General features: G+C 50.8%; 19 protein-coding genes and 1 pseudogene. 9 read left to right on the forward strand and 11 right to left on the reverse strand.

Translation table 11 applies throughout. The features are described 5' to 3' along the window. Positions 1–33: 33 nt before the first annotated feature. A complete protein-coding gene (locus ACR9Y8_RS09810) occupies positions 34–864 on the forward strand; it encodes a CHAD domain-containing protein (protein WP_481213078.1) in 831 nt (276 codons plus the stop codon). Between the two features lie 8 nt (positions 865–872). Here ACR9Y8_RS09810 and hutG read toward each other — a convergent pair whose 3' ends face one another. From hutG to ACR9Y8_RS09840, 6 genes are all read right to left on the reverse strand, one after another. Further along, on the reverse strand, positions 873–1,895 hold the full coding sequence (gene hutG / locus ACR9Y8_RS09815) for a formimidoylglutamase (protein ID WP_481213079.1): 1,023 nt from the start codon (positions 1,893–1,895) through the stop codon (positions 873–875). 10 nt (positions 1,896–1,905) lie between these two features. Beyond that, the gene (gene hutI / locus ACR9Y8_RS09820; RefSeq protein WP_481213080.1) at positions 1,906–3,132 is read right to left on the reverse strand and encodes an imidazolonepropionase; all 1,227 of its coding nucleotides are present in this window, start codon (positions 3,130–3,132) and stop codon (positions 1,906–1,908) included. A gap of 43 nt (positions 3,133–3,175) precedes the next feature. After that, positions 3,176–4,846, reverse strand: a complete 1,671-nt coding sequence (gene hutU, locus ACR9Y8_RS09825; RefSeq protein ID WP_481213081.1) for a urocanate hydratase — start codon at positions 4,844–4,846, stop codon at positions 3,176–3,178. Then, a complete protein-coding gene (gene hutH, locus ACR9Y8_RS09830) occupies positions 4,824–6,392 on the reverse strand; it encodes a histidine ammonia-lyase (RefSeq protein ID WP_481213082.1) in 1,569 nt (522 codons plus the stop codon). Before hutH ends, hutU begins: the two co-directional genes overlap by 23 nt. A 26-nt stretch (positions 6,393–6,418) precedes the next feature. After that, a complete protein-coding gene (locus tag ACR9Y8_RS09835) occupies positions 6,419–6,919 on the reverse strand; it encodes a MarR family winged helix-turn-helix transcriptional regulator (protein ID WP_481213083.1) in 501 nt (166 codons plus the stop codon). Between the two features lie 171 nt (positions 6,920–7,090). Beyond that, a complete protein-coding gene (locus ACR9Y8_RS09840; RefSeq protein ID WP_481213084.1) occupies positions 7,091–7,480 on the reverse strand; it encodes an SET domain-containing protein in 390 nt (129 codons plus the stop codon). A 142-nt stretch (positions 7,481–7,622) separates the two neighbouring features. On the opposite strand from ACR9Y8_RS09840, the gene ACR9Y8_RS09845 reads away from it, so the two are divergent. Together ACR9Y8_RS09845 and mgtE are read left to right on the forward strand one after the other, a co-directional pair. After that, positions 7,623–8,492 (forward strand): bestrophin family protein, encoded by an 870-nt coding sequence (locus ACR9Y8_RS09845; protein ID WP_481213085.1) that lies wholly within the window; start codon positions 7,623–7,625, stop codon positions 8,490–8,492. A gap of 126 nt (positions 8,493–8,618) precedes the next feature. Then, positions 8,619–9,995, forward strand: a complete 1,377-nt coding sequence (gene mgtE / locus ACR9Y8_RS09850) for a magnesium transporter (protein WP_481213086.1) — start codon at positions 8,619–8,621, stop codon at positions 9,993–9,995. Positions 9,996–10,150: 155 nt separating this feature from the next. Here the strand turns inward: mgtE and ACR9Y8_RS09855 are convergent, their stop codons facing one another. Beyond that, the gene (locus tag ACR9Y8_RS09855) at positions 10,151–10,678 is read right to left on the reverse strand and encodes a histidine phosphatase family protein (RefSeq protein ID WP_481213087.1); all 528 of its coding nucleotides are present in this window, start codon (positions 10,676–10,678) and stop codon (positions 10,151–10,153) included. Between the two features lie 43 nt (positions 10,679–10,721). Between ACR9Y8_RS09855 and ACR9Y8_RS09860 the strand changes: the two genes are divergently transcribed. From ACR9Y8_RS09860 to ACR9Y8_RS09885, 6 genes and pseudogenes are all read left to right on the forward strand, one after another. Next, positions 10,722–11,939: a TolB-like translocation protein gene (locus ACR9Y8_RS09860; RefSeq protein WP_481213088.1), complete on the forward strand. Its 1,218-nt coding sequence runs from the start codon at positions 10,722–10,724 to the stop codon at positions 11,937–11,939. A 12-nt stretch (positions 11,940–11,951) separates the two neighbouring features. Further along, positions 11,952–12,218: pseudogene (locus ACR9Y8_RS09865) on the forward strand (TolB family protein); the annotation flags it as partial. 57 nt (positions 12,219–12,275) lie between these two features. After that, positions 12,276–13,097, forward strand: a complete 822-nt coding sequence (locus tag ACR9Y8_RS09870) for an alpha/beta hydrolase family protein (protein WP_481216219.1) — start codon at positions 12,276–12,278, stop codon at positions 13,095–13,097. A gap of 50 nt (positions 13,098–13,147) precedes the next feature. Further along, positions 13,148–14,983 carry a glutamine--fructose-6-phosphate transaminase (isomerizing) gene (glmS, locus tag ACR9Y8_RS09875; RefSeq protein WP_481213089.1) on the forward strand — a complete coding sequence of 612 codons (1,836 nt, stop codon included), beginning with the start codon at positions 13,148–13,150 and terminating at the stop codon, positions 14,981–14,983. Positions 14,984–15,002: 19 nt separating this feature from the next. Then, positions 15,003–17,225: a DUF4954 family protein gene (locus ACR9Y8_RS09880; protein ID WP_481213090.1), complete on the forward strand. Its 2,223-nt coding sequence runs from the start codon at positions 15,003–15,005 to the stop codon at positions 17,223–17,225. A gap of 13 nt (positions 17,226–17,238) precedes the next feature. Further along, positions 17,239–17,811 carry a DNA-3-methyladenine glycosylase I gene (locus ACR9Y8_RS09885; protein ID WP_481213091.1) on the forward strand — a complete coding sequence of 191 codons (573 nt, stop codon included), beginning with the start codon at positions 17,239–17,241 and terminating at the stop codon, positions 17,809–17,811. Between the two features lie 79 nt (positions 17,812–17,890). Here the strand turns inward: ACR9Y8_RS09885 and ACR9Y8_RS09890 are convergent, their stop codons facing one another. The 4 genes from ACR9Y8_RS09890 to ACR9Y8_RS09905 all read right to left on the reverse strand — a co-directional run bounded on the left by ACR9Y8_RS09890 (position 17,891) and on the right by ACR9Y8_RS09905 (position 21,506). Beyond that, positions 17,891–18,283: a septal ring lytic transglycosylase RlpA family protein gene (locus ACR9Y8_RS09890; protein ID WP_481213092.1), complete on the reverse strand. Its 393-nt coding sequence runs from the start codon at positions 18,281–18,283 to the stop codon at positions 17,891–17,893. Between the two features lie 49 nt (positions 18,284–18,332). Beyond that, positions 18,333–19,400 carry a cytochrome-c peroxidase gene (locus ACR9Y8_RS09895; RefSeq protein ID WP_481213093.1) on the reverse strand — a complete coding sequence of 356 codons (1,068 nt, stop codon included), beginning with the start codon at positions 19,398–19,400 and terminating at the stop codon, positions 18,333–18,335. A 30-nt stretch (positions 19,401–19,430) separates the two neighbouring features. Then, the gene (locus ACR9Y8_RS09900) at positions 19,431–20,201 is read right to left on the reverse strand and encodes an MbnP family protein (RefSeq protein WP_481213094.1); all 771 of its coding nucleotides are present in this window, start codon (positions 20,199–20,201) and stop codon (positions 19,431–19,433) included. 63 nt (positions 20,202–20,264) lie between these two features. Beyond that, on the reverse strand, positions 20,265–21,506 hold the full coding sequence (locus ACR9Y8_RS09905) for a sugar MFS transporter (RefSeq protein ID WP_481213095.1): 1,242 nt from the start codon (positions 21,504–21,506) through the stop codon (positions 20,265–20,267). Between the last annotated feature and the right edge of the window lie 25 nt (positions 21,507–21,531).

A 21,531-nucleotide genomic window follows, 5' to 3' on the forward strand; every position in this document is an offset into this window, starting at 1 on the left:
AAATATATCGTTAACTTTAATTATCTGTAGCGCATGTGGGAAACTTTACATCAATACCTTGAGAAGCAATGCGATACAATTGCGGAGCTCCTGCCTGAAATAGGGAAAAAGGCCGGCAGGAAGGAAGTGCATAGGCTCCGTACCTCCATTAAAAGAGCACGGGCCTGTATCAGATTTGCCAGGGACATTACAGATAATGCTTTTAAAGGAAAAAGGTATGTACAGCTGCTGAAAGTACTGCACCAGTGCGTGGGCGTCACCAGGGACCTGGATCTGCAACAGCAGCATCTGCGCCGGTATATCCGGCAAAACCCACAATATTTCCGGATCCTCTACCTGTTGCTAAAAAGCCAGCAAGGGGCCGCAGAACGACAGGCGCAGACCATCGCTGCCACCTTTCCTGTAAAGTTCATCAAAGCATTGCCGGAACAGCTGCGTAAAAAACAATTAGACCAGGCATCTCAATCTTCACCCAAACAATTAAAAACTTACCTGCAGGAACAGTTTGCCGCCATTGCAGCACCTGTGGGGAGTGTAACGCCGGATCACTGGCATGATGTGCGCAAGGACGTGAAACGCCTGTACTATCACCTCGAAATGATAGAACCTATAATAGGCGAGAGCGAGCCCCTGAAAAAGATGATGGGCTTCACCGACAAAGCCGGCTCACAGCTGGGCGCCTGGCATGACCTGGTGGCCTTCCGGCAGTTTGTAAACGATAGTACCCGCCTCATGAAGAATATGGGCGTTAGCGTGCCCACAGGGGCTACAGCGCTGTGCAGGCAAATAACCGTGGACATACGAAAAGAGCTGCAGCAATGCCGCTTATTACTACAGCAAAAGCCAAATGTTAGTCTTGTATAAGGCAGCTGTTACGACAAGTAATGCTGCACCGCCTCATAGATCAGGGCAGCGCCGAGTTTGGCGGTACGGGCATCAGTATCCAGGGTAGGGTTTAACTCCGCAATATCTATCCCCGTTACTTTACCGCTTTGAAGAATAGTACGGTAGCACTCCATAAATATGCCGCCGGGCAAAATTCCATTAAAGGCAGTAGCGCTTACCCCCGGCGCAAAGGGCGCGGCAAAAACATCGAGATCTATAGTAAGATATACGTGTGCTGTTTGTTCGAGCACGGACTGTATGGCGGTATGCAGCGTTGCTTTATCCTGCATATGAAAAGCATCCGCAGCGATCTGCTGTGTGCCTGACTCTTTGGCTATACGAAATAATTGCGGCGTATTGCTATGCTGCTGTATACCGAGCGCCAGGTAATTATAGGGGATCTTCTGCTGTTTGCAATCCTGCGCCAGCTGCCAGAAACTGGTGCCGGAGCTGGGACCGTCCGGACCAGGGATTCGCAGATCGAAGTGAGCGTCAAAATTGATAAGGCCTGCACTTATCGGCCCCGCCTGCTGTTGCAGGAATTTATAGATACCACGTACATGGCCATACGTAATTTCATGACCGCCGCCCAGCAGCACCGGCAGATAGCCAGCAGACAAGATTCCCAGCACGGCTTCACTCAGCACTTCCTGCGCAGCTTCGAGGCTGTTATCGGGACATTGTACATCCCCTGCATCTATCAATAGATGATCGGCCTTGAAATGTACCGGCAATGGAGAACAGGCGCGGCGCAATGCCAGTGGGCCCTGTGCGGCCCCTACCCTGCCTTTGCTGCGCCGCACGCCCTCATCGCAGGCAAAGCCCAGTAAGGCTATTCCTCTCTGCCCGGCACTCAGCTTAGGCAACGGCGCAGCTGCAAGATCGTGCAGCTGTATGCGTTGATGCCATCTTTGCAGTTCCGGCGCTGTGCCATCTATCCTGCCGGTCCACGTGGAGGACGCGGTAGCCTGGTAGTAATTGCCTGTAGCGGTCTTGCCTGTGCTTATCATAATAAAACGTTTAGCTGATCATAACACCTTTCTTCCACACCATAGCAGGTTTCATCTTTCCCTGGTAATAGAGCAGGTCGCGGTAGTCGCCACTGGGATATGCCTGCATGTCTGCCGCGAAGTGCAGGCCCAGTTCGCCGGTACGGCGCAGCTGTAGTACCGGTGCAGCTCTTACGGTAAGTGCCGCCAGGGTTTCAGCAATGGACAGCTTTTGGGCAGCACTTAATACCGCTGCCTGTAAGAGCAGGTCGCCCATGGGGGCAGAGCCCGGGTTCCAGTCGCTGGCGATCACCAGGCTGGCGCCTTCATCCAGCAAACGGCGCGCCGGTGCATAAGGCATGCCCAGGCCTAATGAGGCCCCAGGCAATACTACTGCCGCTGTGCCTGAATTGGCCAGCAGTGTGATCTCTTTATCGGTGCTTGCTTCCAGGTGGTCTGCAGACAAAGCTCCTACTGCAGCCGCCACTTCGCTACCACCTGCGCTGAACTGGTCTGCATGTACGGTAGCTGCAAATCCCATAGCGATCGCCCTTTCAAGGAATGTGCGGGCGGCCTGCGGCGTAAAGGCCGTTTCTTCTACGAAGATATCTACCCGCGCAGCCAGCTGCTCTGCCTGAACTACGGGCAATAATTCGGCCAGTACCCAGTTGAGGTATTCAGTTTCGCTGCCCTGGAAATCCCTGGGCAACATATGTGCTGCCAGGCAGGTAGGCACCAGGGTAGCGCGTGTATGCAGGGAAGCACTTTGAATGGCCTGGAGCATTTTTATTTCATTCACCATATCCAGTCCGTAACCGCTCTTTACTTCTATAGTGGTAACCCCTTCTTTCAGGTGCCGGTTGGCCCGGGCCACGGTATTCTCAGCCAGGGTAACGTCGTCGGACATACGCGTTTTCATCACAGAGTCCCATATACCGCCACCGGCGCGGGCTATTTCAAGGTAGCTTTTACCAGCAACCCGCATAGCATAGTCGCGGTTGCGGGTACCGTCATAACAAATATGGGTATGGCAGTCGATAAAGCCGGGTAGCAGCACCATGGGCCTGTCAATGAAATGCACCTCACTTTGGGGATATTGCAGACGCAGTGCTGAAAAGCGGCCCATATCAGAGATGACGCCGTCTGTTACAACAACGCCGCCCTGCGCTATCACGGGCAGCTGCTGGTCCTGCAGGGGGCCTTTTAACGGCAGGCCGCTCATGGGAAGGATCTGGGTGAAGGGACCGATCAATAACATTTTAACAGCTTTTAGCGGTTAGCTATTAGCCTTTAGCCAGCGGTTAAAGACTGATACCAAATTTATCTTCCCATTTCTGCGCCTTTTCATAGCCAGCGTCTGCATGGCGGAAAATGCCCAGTGCCGGGTCATTGAACAACACTCTTTTAAGACAGGCTGCTGCACGGTCTGTTCCATCTGCCAGTATCACCATGCCTGCATGCTGGGAGTATCCCATGCCTACGCCGCCCCCGTGATGGAAGGATACCCAGGTGGCGCCACCGGCAGTATTGGACATCAGGTTGAGCAGCGGCCAGTCGGACACCGCGTCGGAGCCATCTTTCATGGCTTCTGTTTCCCGGTTGGGAGAAGCAACGGAACCGCAATCCAGGTGGTCGCGGCCGATCACGATAGGCGCTTTCACTTTGCCGCTTTTCACCAGCTCATTAAAAATAAGACCGGCTTTTTCCCTTTCGCCCAGGCCCAGCCAGCAAATGCGGGATGGCAGGCCCTGGAAAGCCACTTTTTCCTGCGCCTGTTTCAGCCAGTTGATCAGGGCCGTGTTCTCCGGGAAGGCTTCCATTAATGCACGGTCTGTAGTATAGATATCTTCCGGATCGCCTGAGAGCGCCACCCAGCGGAAAGGGCCTTTGCCTTCGCAGAACAGCGGGCGTATATACGCTGGCGTGAACCCAGGAAAATTAAAAGCATTGGCTTCGCCGCCTGCTTTAGCAAACTCCCGCAGGTTGTTGCCATAATCAAACGTAATGGCGCCGCGGCTTTGCAGCTGCAGCATATATCCTACATGGCGGGCCATGCTTTTCAGGGAACGCGCTTCATATGCAGCGGGATCGCCTTTACGCAGCGCGGCTGCTTCGGAGAGCGAGAGCCCGTTAGGCACATAACCGTTCACCGGATCGTGGGCAGATGTCTGGTCTGTGAGTATATCCGGTGTGATATTATCCTGCAATAATCTTTCCAACAGATCGCCGGCATCGCTGACGAGGCCAACAGAAAGCGCTTCGCCACTGGCCTGGGCGGCTTTCACCCATTGCATGGCTTCTTCGTAAGAGTGGGTCATGCGGTCAATATACTTAGTGTCTAAACGCTTTTGGATACGTGCGGGATCCACCTCTGCGCCCAGGAATACAGCGCCTGCCATGGTAGCTGCCAGGGGCTGAGCGCCACCCATACCGCCTAAGCCTGCTGTTACCAACAGTTTTCCTTTCAGATCGCCGTTAAAGTGCTTGCGGCCGCATTCTACAAAGGTTTCGTAAGTGCCTTGCAGAATGCCCTGTGTGCCGATATAGATCCAGCTGCCTGCTGTCATCTGCCCGAACATCATCAGGCCTTTGGCGCGCAGCTCATTAAAATGCTCCCAGGTGGCCCATTTAGGCACCAGGTTGCTGTTAGCCAGCAATACGCGGGGAGCCTGCGGATGTGTACGCACAATACCTACCGGCTTGCCTGATTGTACCAGGAGAGAATGATCTTCATCCAGCTCCAGCAGGAGGCGGATGATCTTTTGCAGGGCTTCGCGGTTGCGGGCTGCCTGGCCAATACCGCCGTACACCACCAGTTCATCAGGGTTCTCTGCTACTTCATGATCGAGGTTATTGAGCAGCATGCGCAGCGGCGCTTCTGTTTGCCAGCTCTTTGCGTGGAGCTGAGTGCCGCGGGGCGCTTTATAGTGCGGGTGGGCCGCGTAGGTGTTAATAAAGTCCAAACTGGTCATGATAAATGCCGTTTAAGGGTAATTGGTGTATGGTGGCTACGTCGTTGGATAAACGAACGAAGGATTGATCGGTAATGATGGCGTGCAGGGCGCGGATATCATCTGCAAAGATGCGGTCCTTTTTGGCAAAGGACACTTTCTCCCTGACGTAGCTGTGGCAGGCTTCGAGAATGGGGCCTGATTTGAGCGGGCGGCGGAAATCAACCGCCTGTGCAGCATACAGCAGCTCTATGGCCAGGATGTATTCCAGGTTACCGATCACCTGGTTCAGCTTGCGCGCGCTGATAGAGCCCATAGACACATGGTCTTCCTGTCCGAGGGAGGTAGGCACGCTATCTGCGCTGGCAGGGAAGCACAGCGTTTTGTTCTCTGTTACCAGTGCAGCGGTGGTATACTGCGGGATCATGAAACCGGAGTTCAGGCCTGCATCTTCTATCAGCAGTTTGGGCAGGCCATAACGTCCTTCTATCATCATATAGCAACGCCGGTCTGATATATTGCCTAGTTCTGCCGCTGCGATAGTGGCGTAATCCAGGGCCATGGCCAAAGGCTGGCCGTGGAAGTTACCGCCGCTGATAGTATCCTCTGCACTAAAGATGATAGGATTATCTGTTACGGCGTTCAGCTCAATGGTCGTTAATTCCATCAGGTGTTGCCAGGCCGTACGGGAAGCGCCATGCACCTGCGGCATGCAGCGCAGGGAATAAGGATCCTGTACGCGGCCGCAATCCGCATGGGCGGCCATAATACCGGAGTTCTCCAGCAGCAGCTTTAAGCGCTGCGCTACCAGCTGGTTGCCAGGGTAAGGCCGTATGGCATGCAGGCGCGGATCAAAAGGCTTGGCGGTGCCCATCAGTCCTTCCAGCGATAAAGCGCCGATAACATCCGCTGCTTCCAGTGCATTGTACAAACGTTGCAGGGCTTTTACAGCAAAGGAGAGGATGAACTGGGTACCATTGATCAGGGCCAGGCCTTCTTTAGGGCCCAGTACTATGGGCGACATACCTTCCTGTTGCAGGGCTTCTGCAGCGGGCGTGATGCGGCCCTTGTACCGTACCTGGCCAAGGCCGATCAAAGGCAGGAAGAGATGGGCCAGCGGGGCCAGGTCGCCGGAGGCGCCTACCGATCCTTTTTCGGGCACCAGCGGCGTGATGTGCTCTTCAATATGCCAGAGAATGCGCTCCAGCGTAGCAGGCGCTATGCCGGAGTAGCCCTGGGCCAGCGACTGTGCTTTGGTGATGAGCATGAACCGGGCTATTTCTTCCGGGATGCTATCGCCTACGCCTACACTATGGCTTTGCAGGATGTTATACTGCAAAGCCCGGGTGTCTTCCTCAGAGATCCTGGTATCGCACAGGGGGCCAAAGCCGGTATTGATACCGTATACTACGGTATGCCGGGATACGATGGTCTGTACGTGGTCGTAACTGGCTTTTACCCTGGCAAGGACTTCGGGCGTGAGGATGGCCTTTTTACGCCCGGCGGCTATATTCAATACGCAGCCAACCGTTAGCTGATCAATACCGTATCTGAATGCTTCGCTCATTTTGGTGTATGTTAATGCGGTAAAGGTTACTGGTTTACGGGATGCCTGCGGGGCAGGCGTGCGGCGATCCGCATGGATAGCGGTGTTTGCTGCACCGCCTGTTCCAGCTGGGCTATGCCCTCCAGGAGCAGTTTACTCTGCTTATGGGCGGAAGCCAGTTCTGTCATGGCAGTGGTGATAGCCTCCCATATGGGTTGCACCTGTTGCAGCAGCTCCTCGCCTTTCTTAGTAAGCGCTACCAGCTGCCGCCTGCCATCGTCAGGACAAGGGGCGGTTTTAACCAGGCCTTTCTTGCGCAGGCTGGTCACCAGCTGGCTAACGGCGGAATGAGACACTTCGAGGGTACCGGCAATGTCTATCAGCGGCATGGGCTGCTGTTTGGAAAGCACATAGAATACCGGGAACCAGCTGGCGTCGAAGGGAATGCCTTCCTGTTCATATACCTTGTTCACTTCCATGAGGAAGTATTCGCTTAAGCGCCGGAGGCGGCTGCCAAAAACAAGAAAGCCTAAGGACTGGTAGAACATAGCTGTTAGCTTTTGGCTGTTAGCAGTGGGCTAAGAGCGGCTATTACAAAATTATATAAGCACTTATATATTTAGATACAAATTTAGGGAAATTATCATCCCGGCAATCAGGTCCGGAAAAGAGATAATTTCCCTTAAGCTTTTATACAGTCCATGCGCTGGTAGCTGTCGTCACGATCTTTTTACGTCGAACCATACGGGCGAGGTGTCGGTTACTTCGCCGTTGTAGTTGATGCTCAGTTCCTCGCCTTTTTTGATCTCGCGACGGGTTTTGATGCTCATGGTTTCGGCGTTAAAATCCATTTCGTACTCGCAATTGGGGTCGTAGGAGTGATTGTAGATAGAGCAAAAACCGAGCGCAACACAGGAGCGGGTTTCCCGAACTCCCCACAGGAAGATGTAGTTGTGCAGCTTGGTCTTGTCCACTATCTCCGTATCATCAAAAGATAATACGATCACAGGGGATACCTCAATGAGTGTACCGGCAGGTATTTTTTCTTTTGTGAAGACGCCTCTGCCTTTTTTCTTCGTCTTTTCAACATATAAGTACGGCTTTATCATAGCACTCGCTCTGTAAGTCAGGTATAATTTAGGAAGCGTAAAATAAAGGTAAAGCAACAAGTTATCAAAATCAGGCGTAAAAATTTTAGGTTTGCGCCCGGAAAAAGATATTTTCGGCCTAAACCTTTACAAACGCATTGGAATGATCAATTACAATCCTAAGGAGTGGTTCACCTTTATATTCCGTTTTCATAAAGCAGATACTGTACGCCGGCTCTTCCCTATGTTTATAGCGCTGAGCCTGTATTCCGGCATCATTGCCTTCCTGGAGCTCGAAGTCCTGCATCTTAAACGGATCCCGGAAGTACAGCACCTGTCTATCGTACATGGACTGCTCGGTTTTGTAATATCCCTGTTGCTGGTGTTCAGGACCAATACCGCTTATGACCGCTGGTGGGAAGGCCGCCGGCAATGGGGCTCCCTGGTGAACAACTGCCGTAACCTGGCCATGAAGCTGGCCGCTATCCTGCCTGCCGGCGACGAGGCCAACAGGGCTTTCTTCAGGACCATGATCCCTAATTATGCCTTCTGTATGAAGAACCATTTACGAAACGCTTTCATTCCCGAAGAACTGGAACCGGTAACCGGCTTCACAGCAGACACCCAAAAACATGTACCTAACCAGGTGGCCGTCCACATCATGGCCAGGGTACAAGAACTGTACCGGCAACAACAGATCAGCGGCGACCAGCTCATTACCATCAACTCGGAACTGCAGTCTTTTACAGACATAGTAGGCGCCTGTGAACGGATCAGGAATACCCCTATCCCCTTCTCCTACAGTGTGTTCCTGAAAAAGTTCATCTTCTTTTATGTAATGACCATGCCTTTCAGCTATGTGTTCAATGCGCATTATCTCGTGATCCTCATTGTGGTGTTTGTATTCTACGTATTGGCCAGCCTTGAGCTGATTGCGGAAGAGATCGAAGACCCCTTCGGCAAAGATGCCAATGACCTGCCTACCGATACTATCTGTGAGAATATCAGGAAGCATGTTAAAGAGATATTGTAAGTCGTTACCCGCTAGTCGTCAGTCGTTAGTAACCGGAGCGGATAATATGGTTAAATAAAACCTAGCGACTGGTAACTAACGACTAACGACTTTATTTAGTTATTTTCGCCCGAGAGTCTATGGAATATGGAAAATGAAGCCTTACTGGAAAAATTCGGCTTGCTGGCCAATGAGCGTAACCACCAGGAACTGCGTGTATACCTGGACGACCAGCTCATTACAGATATAGCGGAGCTTATCTATGAGGATCCGGATCAGGCCGATCTGATCATCAATAACTTATCTATCAGCCGTGCAGCGGCTGCCTTCAGGATCCTGGACTTCCCCCTGCAGGAAGAAGTGATACGCGGCCTCCCTGCCGCTAAAGTGGCGGAGCTGCTGAATGAGCTGCCAGCGGATGACCGTGCCGCTTTCCTGGGTGAGCTGCCCAGCGAAGCCGTTAAAGAGCTGATCAAGCTGCTGACCCCGGAAGAACGTAAGATCACCTTATCACTCCTGGGCTACCCCGAATACAGCGTGGGCCGTATCATGACGCCCGACTACATCGCCGTGCGCGAAGAGTGGAGCGTGAAGCAGGTGCTGGACTATATACGTGAACATGGTAAGGATAGTGAGACCATTGACGTGATCTATGTGGTAGATGAGCGGGGGATACTACTGGACGACTTCAGGATCCGCGAATTCCTGCTGGTGTCTCCGGATACCCTGGTACATACCCTGATGGATGACCGCTTTGTAGCCCTGCATGCTATCGACGAACAGGAAGAGGCGATACAGGTGTTCAGGATGGAAAACCGTGTGGCCTTGCCTGTTATAGACGACCAGGGCGTGCTGCTGGGCATTGTGACCATTGATGATATGTTATGGATCGCTAATGAAGAACATACGGAAGACATCCAGAAAATAGGTGGTACCGAAGCGCTGGATGAGCCCTACCTGGATATGCCCCTGCTGAAGCTTGTAAAGAAAAGAGTAGGCTGGCTGGTAGTGCTGTTCATTGGCGAAATGCTGACCGCCACCGCCATGGGCTTCTTTGAAGATGAAATTGCCAAGGCAGTGGTGCTGGCGCTGTTTGTACCGCTTATTATTTCCAGCGGCGGTAACAGCGGATCACAGGCCTCTACCCTCATTATACAGGCGATGGCCCTGGGCGAGATCGATATTAACGACTGGTGGCGGGTAATGCGCCGCGAGATCCTCTCGGGGCTGATGCTGGGAGGTATCCTGGGCCTTATCGGTTTTATACGCATCCTGCTTTGGAACTCGCTATTTCATACTTACGGAGATCACACCTTCCTCATCGGTGTTACCGTTGGTTTTTCCCTGATAGGCGTGGTATTGTGGGGAACACTTTCCGGCTCCATGCTACCATTGGTGCTTAAAAGACTGGGGGCTGACCCGGCCACTTCGTCGGCGCCCTTTGTAGCTACCCTGGTGGATGTAACGGGACTGCTGATTTACTTTTCAATGGCGTATGCTTTTATGCAAGGTATCTTACTATAGTTTGAGGTTTGAAGTTTGAGGTTTGAGGTTCGTTAGAAGTTAGAAGTTTAAAACATATCATCAGCCTCATTCATACACACTGATTCCAGACAGAAGACTGCGTTGAACCTGCAACCTCTAACGAACCACAAACCTCAAACTTCAAACCTCAAACACTAATATTTTTTCCAGTTAACCTTTACAGAATCCCTGTGCTTATAGATGATGAACAGGTTGTCATAATCCTTGTCCCCTATTGAATCTACCGGAGGTTTTGCTTTCAGCGCCCGCATAATGGGCAGCAGGGTATTGCTGTGGCCCACTATCAGCAAACGCTTGCCCCAGTCTTCCCGGCGGGTGATCTCGTAGATCAGCGATTCGCCGGTGGTGTCGGGCATGTAATAAACTGTATCCAGGTGCAGGTGCTCGAACAGGGGATCGGCGGTTTGCACTGTGCGTTTGAAAGGGGTAAAGTAGATCTTCTGCAGGCCGGAGTCCTCCAGTAATGTATAAAGATGGTGTGCACGTACAAATCCCTCCTGCGTTAGCGTGGAATCCCGGCCCGGATGTTTCTCTGCATGCCGCACCAGGAAGAAGGTCCCTGTCAGAAAGGTACTGTCTTCCGTAACAGGCACCGGCTGCCGGACAGGCTTAGGCTGACAGGCCATCAGCACCAGCCATAATAAAGCAACATATTTTCCCAATGTTTTCACCGTTTTTATACTTTTAACAAAATAACACTCTGCTATGAGAAATTGGTTACTCCCTGCCATTATTTTATTGATCTTTGACAATACCTATGCCCAGCAAAGCAATTCCCTTACCGTTGATAAGATCATGCGTGATCCGAAATGGATAGGCAGCTCACCGGATAATATCTTCTGGGGCACTGACAACAAAACCTTTTATTTTGACTGGAACCCCGAAAACGCCATGGCGGATTCTCTTTATGCCGCTACTACAGATCAGGCAAAGCCAGTGAAAACGCCTGCCGCAGACAGGGCCCTGATACAAGCCCGTGCACAGGGCGAATATAACCACGACAGAACGATGCTCACCTATGCTTACAACGGCGATATTTATTTACTGAGCATTGGAAACAATACGGTAAAACGTATTACCAGCACAACGGCCTATGAAAGTAACCCGCTGTTCAGCTTTGGAGAAAAAAGGATTGTTTACCAGCAGGGACAAAACCTTTACTCCTGGGACATCGCCGCCGGTCTTACCGAACAGCTGACCAATTTCCAGCGGGGCAGCGCTCCTTCCGGTAGCACGCCTGACCTGAATGAACAGGAACAATGGCTGCAAAACCAGCAGCTGTCGCTCATGCAGGTGGTAAAGGAAGCCAAAGCCCTTAAGGACAGCGCCAAGGCGTTCAATAAGGCGCATGAGGCAAAGAGCCTGCGCGCATTATATACCGGCGACAAAACACAGGAAAACATCCTGATCAGTCCTGACGGGCGTTTTATCACCTATCGCCTGTATCGCGGTCCTACCGGCGTAACCAGCACCATGGTGCCTTCTTTTGTAACGGAAAGCGGTTTTACCGAAGAGATCTCCACCCGTACCAAAGTAGGCGCAGCGCAAGGCACTTTTGAAAGTTACGTGTATGACCGGCAGCGGGATACTATCATCTTTATCAAAACAACTGCCATTCCCGGTATCAGCGATCAGCCGGATTACCTGAAAGATTATACGAAGAAAACGGATACAGCGAGCAAAACGGCCAAAGCAAGACCTGTAAGGATCCAGGGCCCCTATTGGTCTGCATCCGGCACGCATGCCATTGTTGACATCCGTTCAGCAGACAACAAAGACCGCTGGATCATGCTGCTGCAACCCGCTACCGGCCAGCTGAAATTATTGAACCGCCAACGGGATGAGGCCTGGGTGGCAGGTCCGGGCATTAACGGATGGGGCGTCAACATCGGATGGATCGATGAAAATACCTGCTGGTATTAATCCGAAGCCAGCGGCTATTCCCATTTATATGTGACCAATGTAAATACCGGGCAAACCAAAGCGCTCACCAGCGGTAAATATGAAGTGCAGGATGCATGGTTATCCAACGATAAACAGCATTTTTATATCATAACGAATGAAACAGCGCCGGGGGAAAAACAACTGTACCGCTTATCTGCTGATGGTAGCAAAAAAGAACGCATCACACAACAGCAGGGCGCACATGAGATCTTTCTCTCCCCTGATCAGCAATGGATCGCTTACCGTTATTCTTATACCAACAAACCCTGGGAACTGTTCCTGCTGCCGAATAAACCAAACGCACAAGCGGTACAGGTGACAGACAAGGCGCAGTCGGCCGAATTCCGCAGCTACTCCTGGCGCGACCCGCAGGTGATCACTTTCAAAGCCCGGGATGGCGCCAGTGTATATGCACGGCTGTATACACCGGAAGCCGCCAGGAAGAACGGCGCTGCTGTTATCTTCGTACATGGGGCAGGTTACCTGCAAAACGCGCATAAATGGTGGAGCCAGTATTACCGGGAGTATATGTTCCATAACCTGCTTGCCGACAAAGGATACACCGTACTGGATATTGATTACCGTGGCAGCGCAGGATACGGGCGCGATTGGCGTACGGGTATTTACCGTCATATGGGCGGCAAAGACCTGGACGACCAGGTGGATGGCGCACAATACCTGGTGCAACAACTGGGCATCGATAAAAAACGTATAGGTATTTATGGCGGCAGCTACGGCGGGTTCATTACCCTGATGGGTATGTTCACTACCCCGGATGTATTTGCTGCAGGGGCCGCCTTACGTTCTGTTACTGATTGGGCGCATTATAATCACGGCTACACCAGCAACATCCTGAACGAGCCTTTTACCGACAGCATTGCTTACCGCCGCTCCTCTCCCATTTACTTTGCCGAAGGGCTGAAAGGCCACCTGCTGATGTGCCACGGCATGGTAGATGTGAACGTGCATTTCCAGGATATTGTAAGATTGACGCAAAAGCTGATAGAGCTGGGCAAAAGCAACTGGGAGCTGGCCGTGTACCCGGTGGAGGATCACTCTTTCACAACCCCTAGCAGCTGGACCGATGAATATAAACGGATCTTAAAATTGTTCGATACGGAGTTGCTTCGCAATTAGCGTTATTTTAGCATATATTGCAAGCTAAAATACTTACAAACTTTAGCAATATGTGTGGAATAGTAGCTTATATAGGGCAGCGTGATGCCTACCCCGTTGTATTGAAAGGCCTCAAAAGACTTGAATACCGCGGATATGACAGCGCAGGCATAGCCATACTTAACCATGGCTTGCATGTTTATAAGAAAAAAGGCAAGGTGGCCCACCTGGAAGATTTCCTGACCGGCAAGAATATGCAGAGCCATATTGCCATCGGGCATACCCGTTGGGCCACACATGGCGAGCCCTGCGACCGGAACTCCCACCCGCATGTTTCAGGCGATGGCAAGCTGGCCATGATACACAATGGTATCATTGAGAACTATGCACTGCTAAAACAGGAACTGCTTAATAAGGGACATCAATTTGAAAGCGATACCGACACTGAAGTACTGATACATTTTATTGAAGAGATCCGCAACAGCAACCAATGCTCTGTTGAAGAAGCCCTGCGCATCGCCCTCAAGAGAGTGGTAGGCGCTTACGTGATCGTGATAGTAGATGAAGAAAACCCCGACACGCTGATAGCAGCCCGCAAAGGCAGTCCGCTGGTAATCGGCGTGGGCAAGGGCGAGCACTTCCTGGCCTCTGACGCATCTCCCATTGTAGAGTATACCAAAGAAGTGGTGTATGTGAACGACTACGAAATCGCCATCGTAAAAGCGGATGAACTGATACTGAAAAATATTACCAACGAAAGGCAAACTCCCTATATTCAGAAACTGGATATCGAGCTTACGGCCATTGAGAAAGGCGGTTACGATCACTTTATGCTGAAGGAGATCTTTGAACAGCCGCAAACCATCTTTGATAGCTTGCGTGGCCGGCTGGATGCGAAGAATGGACAGCTCACCCTTGGCGGCATCCGTGAATATACCGATGTGCTGGCGAAGGCCAGGCGCGTGATCATCGTGGCCTGCGGCACGTCCTGGCATGCCGGGCTGGTAGCTGAATACATGATAGAAGAGCTTTGCCGTGTACCTGTTGAAGTGGAGTATGCTTCAGAATTCCGTTACCGTAACCCGGTGGTGGGGCCAGGAGACGTGATCATTGCCGTATCACAATCCGGCGAAACGGCAGATACCCTGGTAGCCATGGAAAGCGCCAAAGCGCAGGGCGCCATCATACTGGGTGTATGTAATGTAGTAGGTTCTTCTATTGCCCGCCTTTCACATGCAGGCGTATATACGCACGCCGGCCCTGAGATCGGGGTGGCCAGCACCAAAGCATTTACCGCCCAGCTGGCGGTACTGTGCCTGATAGGCCTGAAAGTAGCGATAGAGAAAGGTGCTGTTACACAGCAACGCTTTCAGCACCTGCTGGACGAATTACAGGATATTCCCGAAAAAGTAGGCTTAACCCTTAAGCTGAACGAACAGGTAAAACAGGTAGCGCAAAAGTATAAGGACGCACGCGACTTCCTGTATCTGGGCCGTGGCTACAACTTCCCCGTGGCGCTGGAAGGAGCGCTGAAGCTGAAAGAGATCTCCTATATCCATGCTGAAGGCTACCCTGCAGCAGAAATGAAACACGGCCCTATCGCCCTGGTGGATGATCAGCTGCCGGTAGTGTTCGTGGCCACGCGCGACAGCTTTTATGAAAAGATCGTTTCCAACATACAGGAAATAAAGGCACGCAAAGGAAAAGTGATCGCAATTGTAACAGAAGGCGACCAGATCATCCCGGGCATGGCAGATGATGTTATACAGGTGCCGGAAGCCGATGAACTGGTATCTCCCATCGTTTCTGTTATTCCCTTACAATTGCTCGCTTATCATATCGGCGTATTGAAAGGATATGATGTAGACAAGCCAAGGAACCTGGCCAAGTCAGTGACTGTTGAGTAAGACCTCAAATTAAAAAGCTATGAACCTGATACAAAAGAAACCCTTAACGGAACTGGGTTATCACTTCATTGATGCCAACTTTTTACCTAAAGGAAAAGATGAATATTACCTGCGCGACCAGCAATGGGGCAAGCATAATATTTATCGCAAGCTCACCGCGCAGGAGATAGAGACCCTGGTGAGAAATGATAATACTTCTGACGACTGGAACTGTATTTTTGTTGCCAACGAGTTTAATCCACAACTGGTGCAGCACTGCCACTTCTTCGGCATGGTGCGCATCGGCAAGCTGGAGCCTTACTTCCTGGAATTTCACAATCTGCGGCTGCCGGTAGGCCTTTATAACAGCACGATCTGCGCCTGCGATTTCGGTGATAATGTAGTAGTGCATAATGTAAACTTCCTCTCCCATTATATCATCGGCAACGAAGTGATCATCGCCAACGTGAATGAAATGGCCACTACAGACCATTCCAAATTTGGTAACGGCATCATCAAGGAAGGAGAGCCTGAAAACATCCGCATCTGGCTGGAACTGTGCAATGAGAACGGCGGGCGCAGCGTGATGCCTTTTGACGGCATGCTGCCCGGCGATGCTTACCTGTGGACACGCAACCGCGATGATGCAGCGCTGCAACAGCAATTCAAGGCTTTTACAGAAAAACAGTTCGATAAAAAACGCGGCTACTATGGCATGGTAGGCGACCGCTCCGTGATCAAGAACTGCAAGATCATTAAGGATGTTACCATCGGCAGCGATGCCTACCTGAAAGGGGCCAACAAACTGAAGAACCTTACCATCAACAGCAGTGCCGAAGCAGCCTCACAGATAGGCGAAGGCTGCGAGATGGTAAACGGGATCATTGGCTACGGCTGCCGCGTGTTCTATGGTGTAAAGGCGGTGCGTTTTGTAATGGCGTCGCACTCGCAATTGAAATACGGCGCACGCCTGATCAATTCCTACCTGGGCAATAACGCCACCATCTCCTGTTGCGAGGTGCTGAACTCACTGATCTTCCCGGCACATGAACAGCACCATAACAACTCTTTCCTGTGCGCTGCACTGATCATGGGGCAAAGCAACATGGCCGCCGGCGCTACCATAGGCTCTAACCACAACTCCCGCGGGGCAGACGGTGAAGTGATTGCCGGCCGCGGTTTCTGGCCTGGCCTGTCTGTTACGCTGAAGCACAATTCCAAGTTTGCCTGCTTTACGCTGCTGGCCAAAGGCAACTACATGCAGGAGTTAAATATTCGCATTCCGTTCAGCCTTGTGGTGAACAGCGAACATGACGACTGTCTGCGGATCATGCCCGGCTACTGGTTCATGCATAATATGTATGCACTGGCCCGTAACTCGTGGAAGTATGTAGACCGCGACAAACGTACGGAAAAGATCCAGCTGATTGAGTACGACTACCTCGCGCCCGATAGTGTGGAAGAAATGCTTGCTTCCCTGCCGATCATGGAGGCAGCAGTAGGTAAGGCATGGCAGCAACAACAGCAGCAGGCAAACGGCCAACCCAACGACAAAACACTACGTGAAAAAGGCCGCACACTCTTATTACAACACCCTGCCGAAGTAGCCCGCCTCACTGTATTGGCAGAAGGAATGGAAAACAGCCAGCGACGTGTACAGCTGCTGAAAGTAGAAAAGGTGTATCCCCTGTTCAAAGAGCTGATCATACTATACGGCATCCGCAATATACTGGCACAGATAAATGCAGGCAGCATCGAATCCTTTGCAGATCTGCAGGCCATCGCAAAAACTGCCAAACTCAGTCCCTGGGTAAATGTAGGCGGACAACTGATGAAAGCAGAAACGGTAGAAGACCTTAAATCTAAGATCAAAAAGGGTAAGATCAACAGCTGGCAGCAACTGCATGAAGCATATGAACAGTCAGGTCAAAGCTACGCACATGATAAACTACAGCATGCCATTGCCAGCATGTTATTTGTGCAGGATAAAACTCTGAAAGATCTTAGTCCAGAACTGCTCAGCGAAAACCTGCAGCAGTCTGTTTCCACTATGGAAAAGCTTACTGAAGGCATATATCGCTCAAGAGAAAAAGACTACCAGAACCCCTTCCGGAAGATGTCGTATGAAAGCGAAGCAGAGATGGAAACCGTAATAGGAAAACTGGATGATAATGGCTTTATCCAGCAAACTGTCGCTGATCTGAAAGCATATAAAAAGCAGGTAAAAGAGCTGTTGAAAAAATGGGAGCTGCAATTAATTTAATTACCTTGGCAGCATGGAAGATAACAAAGTACGTTGCAGCTGGTCCTTAAAAGACCAGCTTTACAGAGACTATCACGATAATGAATGGGGTGTGCCCTTGCACGATGATACACGGCTGTTTGAAATGCTTAACCTGGAAGGCGCACAGGCAGGTTTAAGCTGGCATACCGTGTTGTTGAAAAGGGAGAATTACCGTAAAGCATTTGACAATTGGGATGCAAAAAAGATAGCCCGTTACACAGATGCAAAAGTAGAAAAGCTGCTGCAGGATCCGGGCATTATACGCAACCGGCTGAAAGTAATGGCTACTATCGGCAATGCCAAAGCTTTCTTAAAAGTGCAGGAAGAATTCGGCAGCTTCGATAAGTACATCTGGCAGTTTGTTAAGGGCCAGCCGATCGTCAATCATTACAAAGGCTTATCCGGCGTACCTGCTAAAACCCCCATTTCAGATGCCATGAGTAAAGACCTGCTGAAAAGAGGGTTTAAGTTTGTGGGATCTACCATTTGTTATGCATTCATGCAGGCCACCGGAATGGTGGACGATCATTTTGATAGCTGCTGGAAAAAGGGAATTAATAATTAAAAATGAATAATTAATAATCCCGGGACAAGTATCCGGCTGGACACTTGTGTTGTGGGCATTATTAATTATTAACTATTAATTATACTTCCTCTACCCTCACTTTGGCGAGACCACGGGCCAGGAAGCCCAGTTTGCGGGCAGCATTTTTGGTAAGGTCAATAATACGTTTATTATTACGGTGCAAACGGTCTGTTATCTTCACAATAACGGAACGGCCATTGCGGAGGTTGGTCACCTTTACATAGGAGCCCAGGGGAAGGGTATTGTGGGCCGCGGTCATACCCCCATTGTTAAATACTTCGCCATTGGCAGTTTTGCGGCCATTGAACTTATCTGCATAAATGCTCGCGGTACCGTGAGCGCCTTTATCTCCGTTCTTCTTACCGGCACCCAAAAAGATCGGGTGCAACAGGAGACTGCCGCCCAGGCACACTACTACAAATCTGATCCACTTTACTATTTGCCTATTCATGGCCGCAAAATTACGAAAACCATGCCGGAAAGCCTGCGGAGTCAGCCTTTTACTCTATTAAAATCTCGCTAAGTGATTGATTATTAATAAACCCGGGGTCTGTTAAGGTGTTCAGGAACATATAGAGGGCCCTTTGCTCCTGTTCGGGCAGAGGGATGCCATTCTTAACCAGGGGATCCAGGGTACCGCTCTGGGCAATGCCGTGATCGTACAGGGCAAATACCTGGTAAATATCGAAATAGCGCCCATCATGCATATAGGGAGAGCTTTTTAATACGTTGCGCAGGGAAGGCACCTTGAACTTGAGATAATCGCCGGTGCTGCCAGTGATCTTCATTCTGCCCACATCATTAAGGGCGGGTAGGTAAGGCAGGCCATTGTTGCGGTAGGTAAAATCCGTAAAAAAAGGTTCTTTATGGCAGGATGCGCATTTCTGCTGGAAGATGGTGTAACCGGCCTGTTCTTCTGCCGTAAAGGTTACTCCAGGGGCTTTACGGATTACGCTGTCGTATTTTGACTGAAAGGAAACCATGGTGGCCATAAACTGGGTAAGGGCCCTGAAGAGGCGCTGGCTGTTCACTTCCTCGGAACCGAAGGCGGCCTTGAACATTTTACGGTACTTAGCATTTCCCTGCAGGCGCTGGATCAGCCGGCCCAGGTCCTCTCCCATCTCATTAGCATCTGTTATAGGCGTAAGCGGTTGTATTTCAAGGTTATTGACACCTCCATCCCACATGAATTCTTTCTGCCAGATTAGGTTAAACAGCGTAGGCACGGTACGGATGCCTATCCTGCCTTCTATTCCATGGGCCAGGGCGTGGTCATAATGGCCGAAAGCGGCGAACTGCTGGTGGCAGAAACCGCAGGAGATGCTGCTATCGCGCGAAAGCTTCGGATCATAGAAGAGGTGGCGGCCCAGGGCAATGCCCTGTTTAGTCAGCGGATTCTGTGAAAAATCATAAGCGGGAGCAGGTATGCCGGGTGGCAGCTCCAGGGTATAAGGCTCCGGAGGGCCGTCTTCATTGCCGGGCGTAAGGCTATCCTTCCGGCCGCAGGCCTCAGAACCGGCCAGGATCAATACCAGGCAAAACAGCGTTATGAAATAGAAAACTTTCATTATAAGCCTTTAGCAGTTGGCTGTTAGCAGCTAGTCTGCCTTTATAGTGAACATGTTTTTATAGTTGTCGGCAATAGCGGCAGCCTGTGCACCAGGGGAGGTACAGCTGGACAGCAGCTGAAAGCTGATACGGTTCGGCTGATCGAACCAGGTATAGGCATCTGCGCTGATCTTAATAGCTGCATGGCCGTTTTGTGCCAGTTCCACAGGCGCCGGGAAACTAAGCTGTACCCTGCGCAGGGCATTATTGGCCCCTTTAAACCCTCCGATATGAAATTCTATCAGCTTAGCGGGCATGGTGGAAACCGGGGAGCTGCCTTCCAGCTTGGCCATTACATAGCCGCTGTTCCAGGTCCAGAACATGCCGTTCACTGGATCCAGTGCGCCGGTCTGGGCGCCACTGTTATTCCTGGCGCTGTCTACCCCTAACAGGAAGCTGATGCTATGATAGGCCCCGGCGGGCAGTTTTTGCAGGGTGATCTGCTTTGTACTATCGCTATCCTCATTCACCAGGAAATATTCCGGCGTCAACGTCACTTCCTCACCACTGGTGGTGGTCAGTGAAAAGTTGCTGACATAATATTTGAACATCGTGATGTTAAAAGTTTCCCCGGCTGCATTTACGTAGTTGTTACTACGTAATACCATAGGCTGACCATTTACCAGGTTGGAAAAGCGCAGCTGCAGGGAGGCGGTATTAGGCGGCGGAGCACTGGATTTAGTACAGGCCGTTTCTGCCGTTAACAGCAGCAGGCAAAGGAAGGAAACGGGGAAGTACAAAAGAAAATTCCGCAAAGTCATCGTAAAGCTTTACAGCATTAAATTACGATGATTTTGCGGAATAATATGAGGGGAATCGATATATCAGGATCTTTTATAGCCCTTCCAGCCATAATAGAACACCACTGCAAAACAGATCAGCGGAACTATATATGCAAAAGAAGTGGACTGCTTATCAGCAATATTGCCCATGAGGTAAGGCACAATAGCGCCACCTACAATAGACATGATGATAAACGCGCCGCCTTTTTTGGTATGCGCACCCAGGTCTTTTACACCCAGTGCAAAAATGGTAGGGAACATGATAGACATGAAAAAGAACACCGCCATTAAAGCATATACGGAAGGCGCACCTTTACCTGCCATTACAAATGCGCACAGCACCATGTTGATTACTGCATACAGGGCCAGCAATTTGTTAGGCGCTACCGTTCTCATTATGGCTGTGCCTACAAAACGCCCTGCTGTGAACAACGCCAGGCTCACCGCCAGCAGGTAAGAAGCTTTTTCGCTGCTGGTACCCTGCCAGTATTCTGTTACATAATTGATGAAGAGCGCTCCTACTCCTACCTGGGCCGCTACATAAAAGAACTGTGCGATCACGCCCCATACAAAATGGCTGTACGCAAACAAGGGCTTCGCGGTTGTTGCAGCCAGGCTTGCAGGATCCGTCGTCACTTCTTTTATTTCAGGTAAAGTGGTGCGGTAAAAGAAAAAGGCGATCAGCAGTACCACTGCGCCGATCACAATATAGGTGAGCTGTACGGAACCAAGATCGCTGCTGCCTGCCTCACTGCCGCCGAAGAATAGCGCGCCGCCGATGATCGGTCCCAGGAAAGAGCCCACACCATTGAAACACTGTGAAAGGTTGAGGCGGAACTCAGACGTTTCCCTGCTGCCCAATACTGTTACGTACGGGTTAGCTGCCGTTTCAAGGCAGGTAAGGCCGCTGGCCAGTACAAACAGTGCCAGTAAAAAAAAGTTGAAGTTGGCGTAATGTGCGGAAGGATAGAACAGGAAAGCGCCTACGGCGTATAACAACAATCCCAGGATGATGCCTCTTTTATAGCCAAATTTGTTCATGAAGATCCCTGCCGGTAAAGCCATCAGGAAGTAAGCCCCGAAATACGCCAGCTGTAATAAGGTAGACCTGGTTTTGGTAATATTCAGCACTTCCTGGAAGTGTTTGTTCAATACATCCAGGAGGCCATAAGCCAGTCCCCATAAGAAGAACAGGCTGGTGACCAGGATAAAGGGAATTAAGTAGCTTTTCTTGCTATCCGTTGCAGCAGTAACGGAAGTCGTGGAAACAGTGGCTCCGGCCATAGGTTTAACGTTTAGTGTTTGTTAT

Source organism: Chitinophaga sp. SVR4-12A, assembly GCF_056754765.1.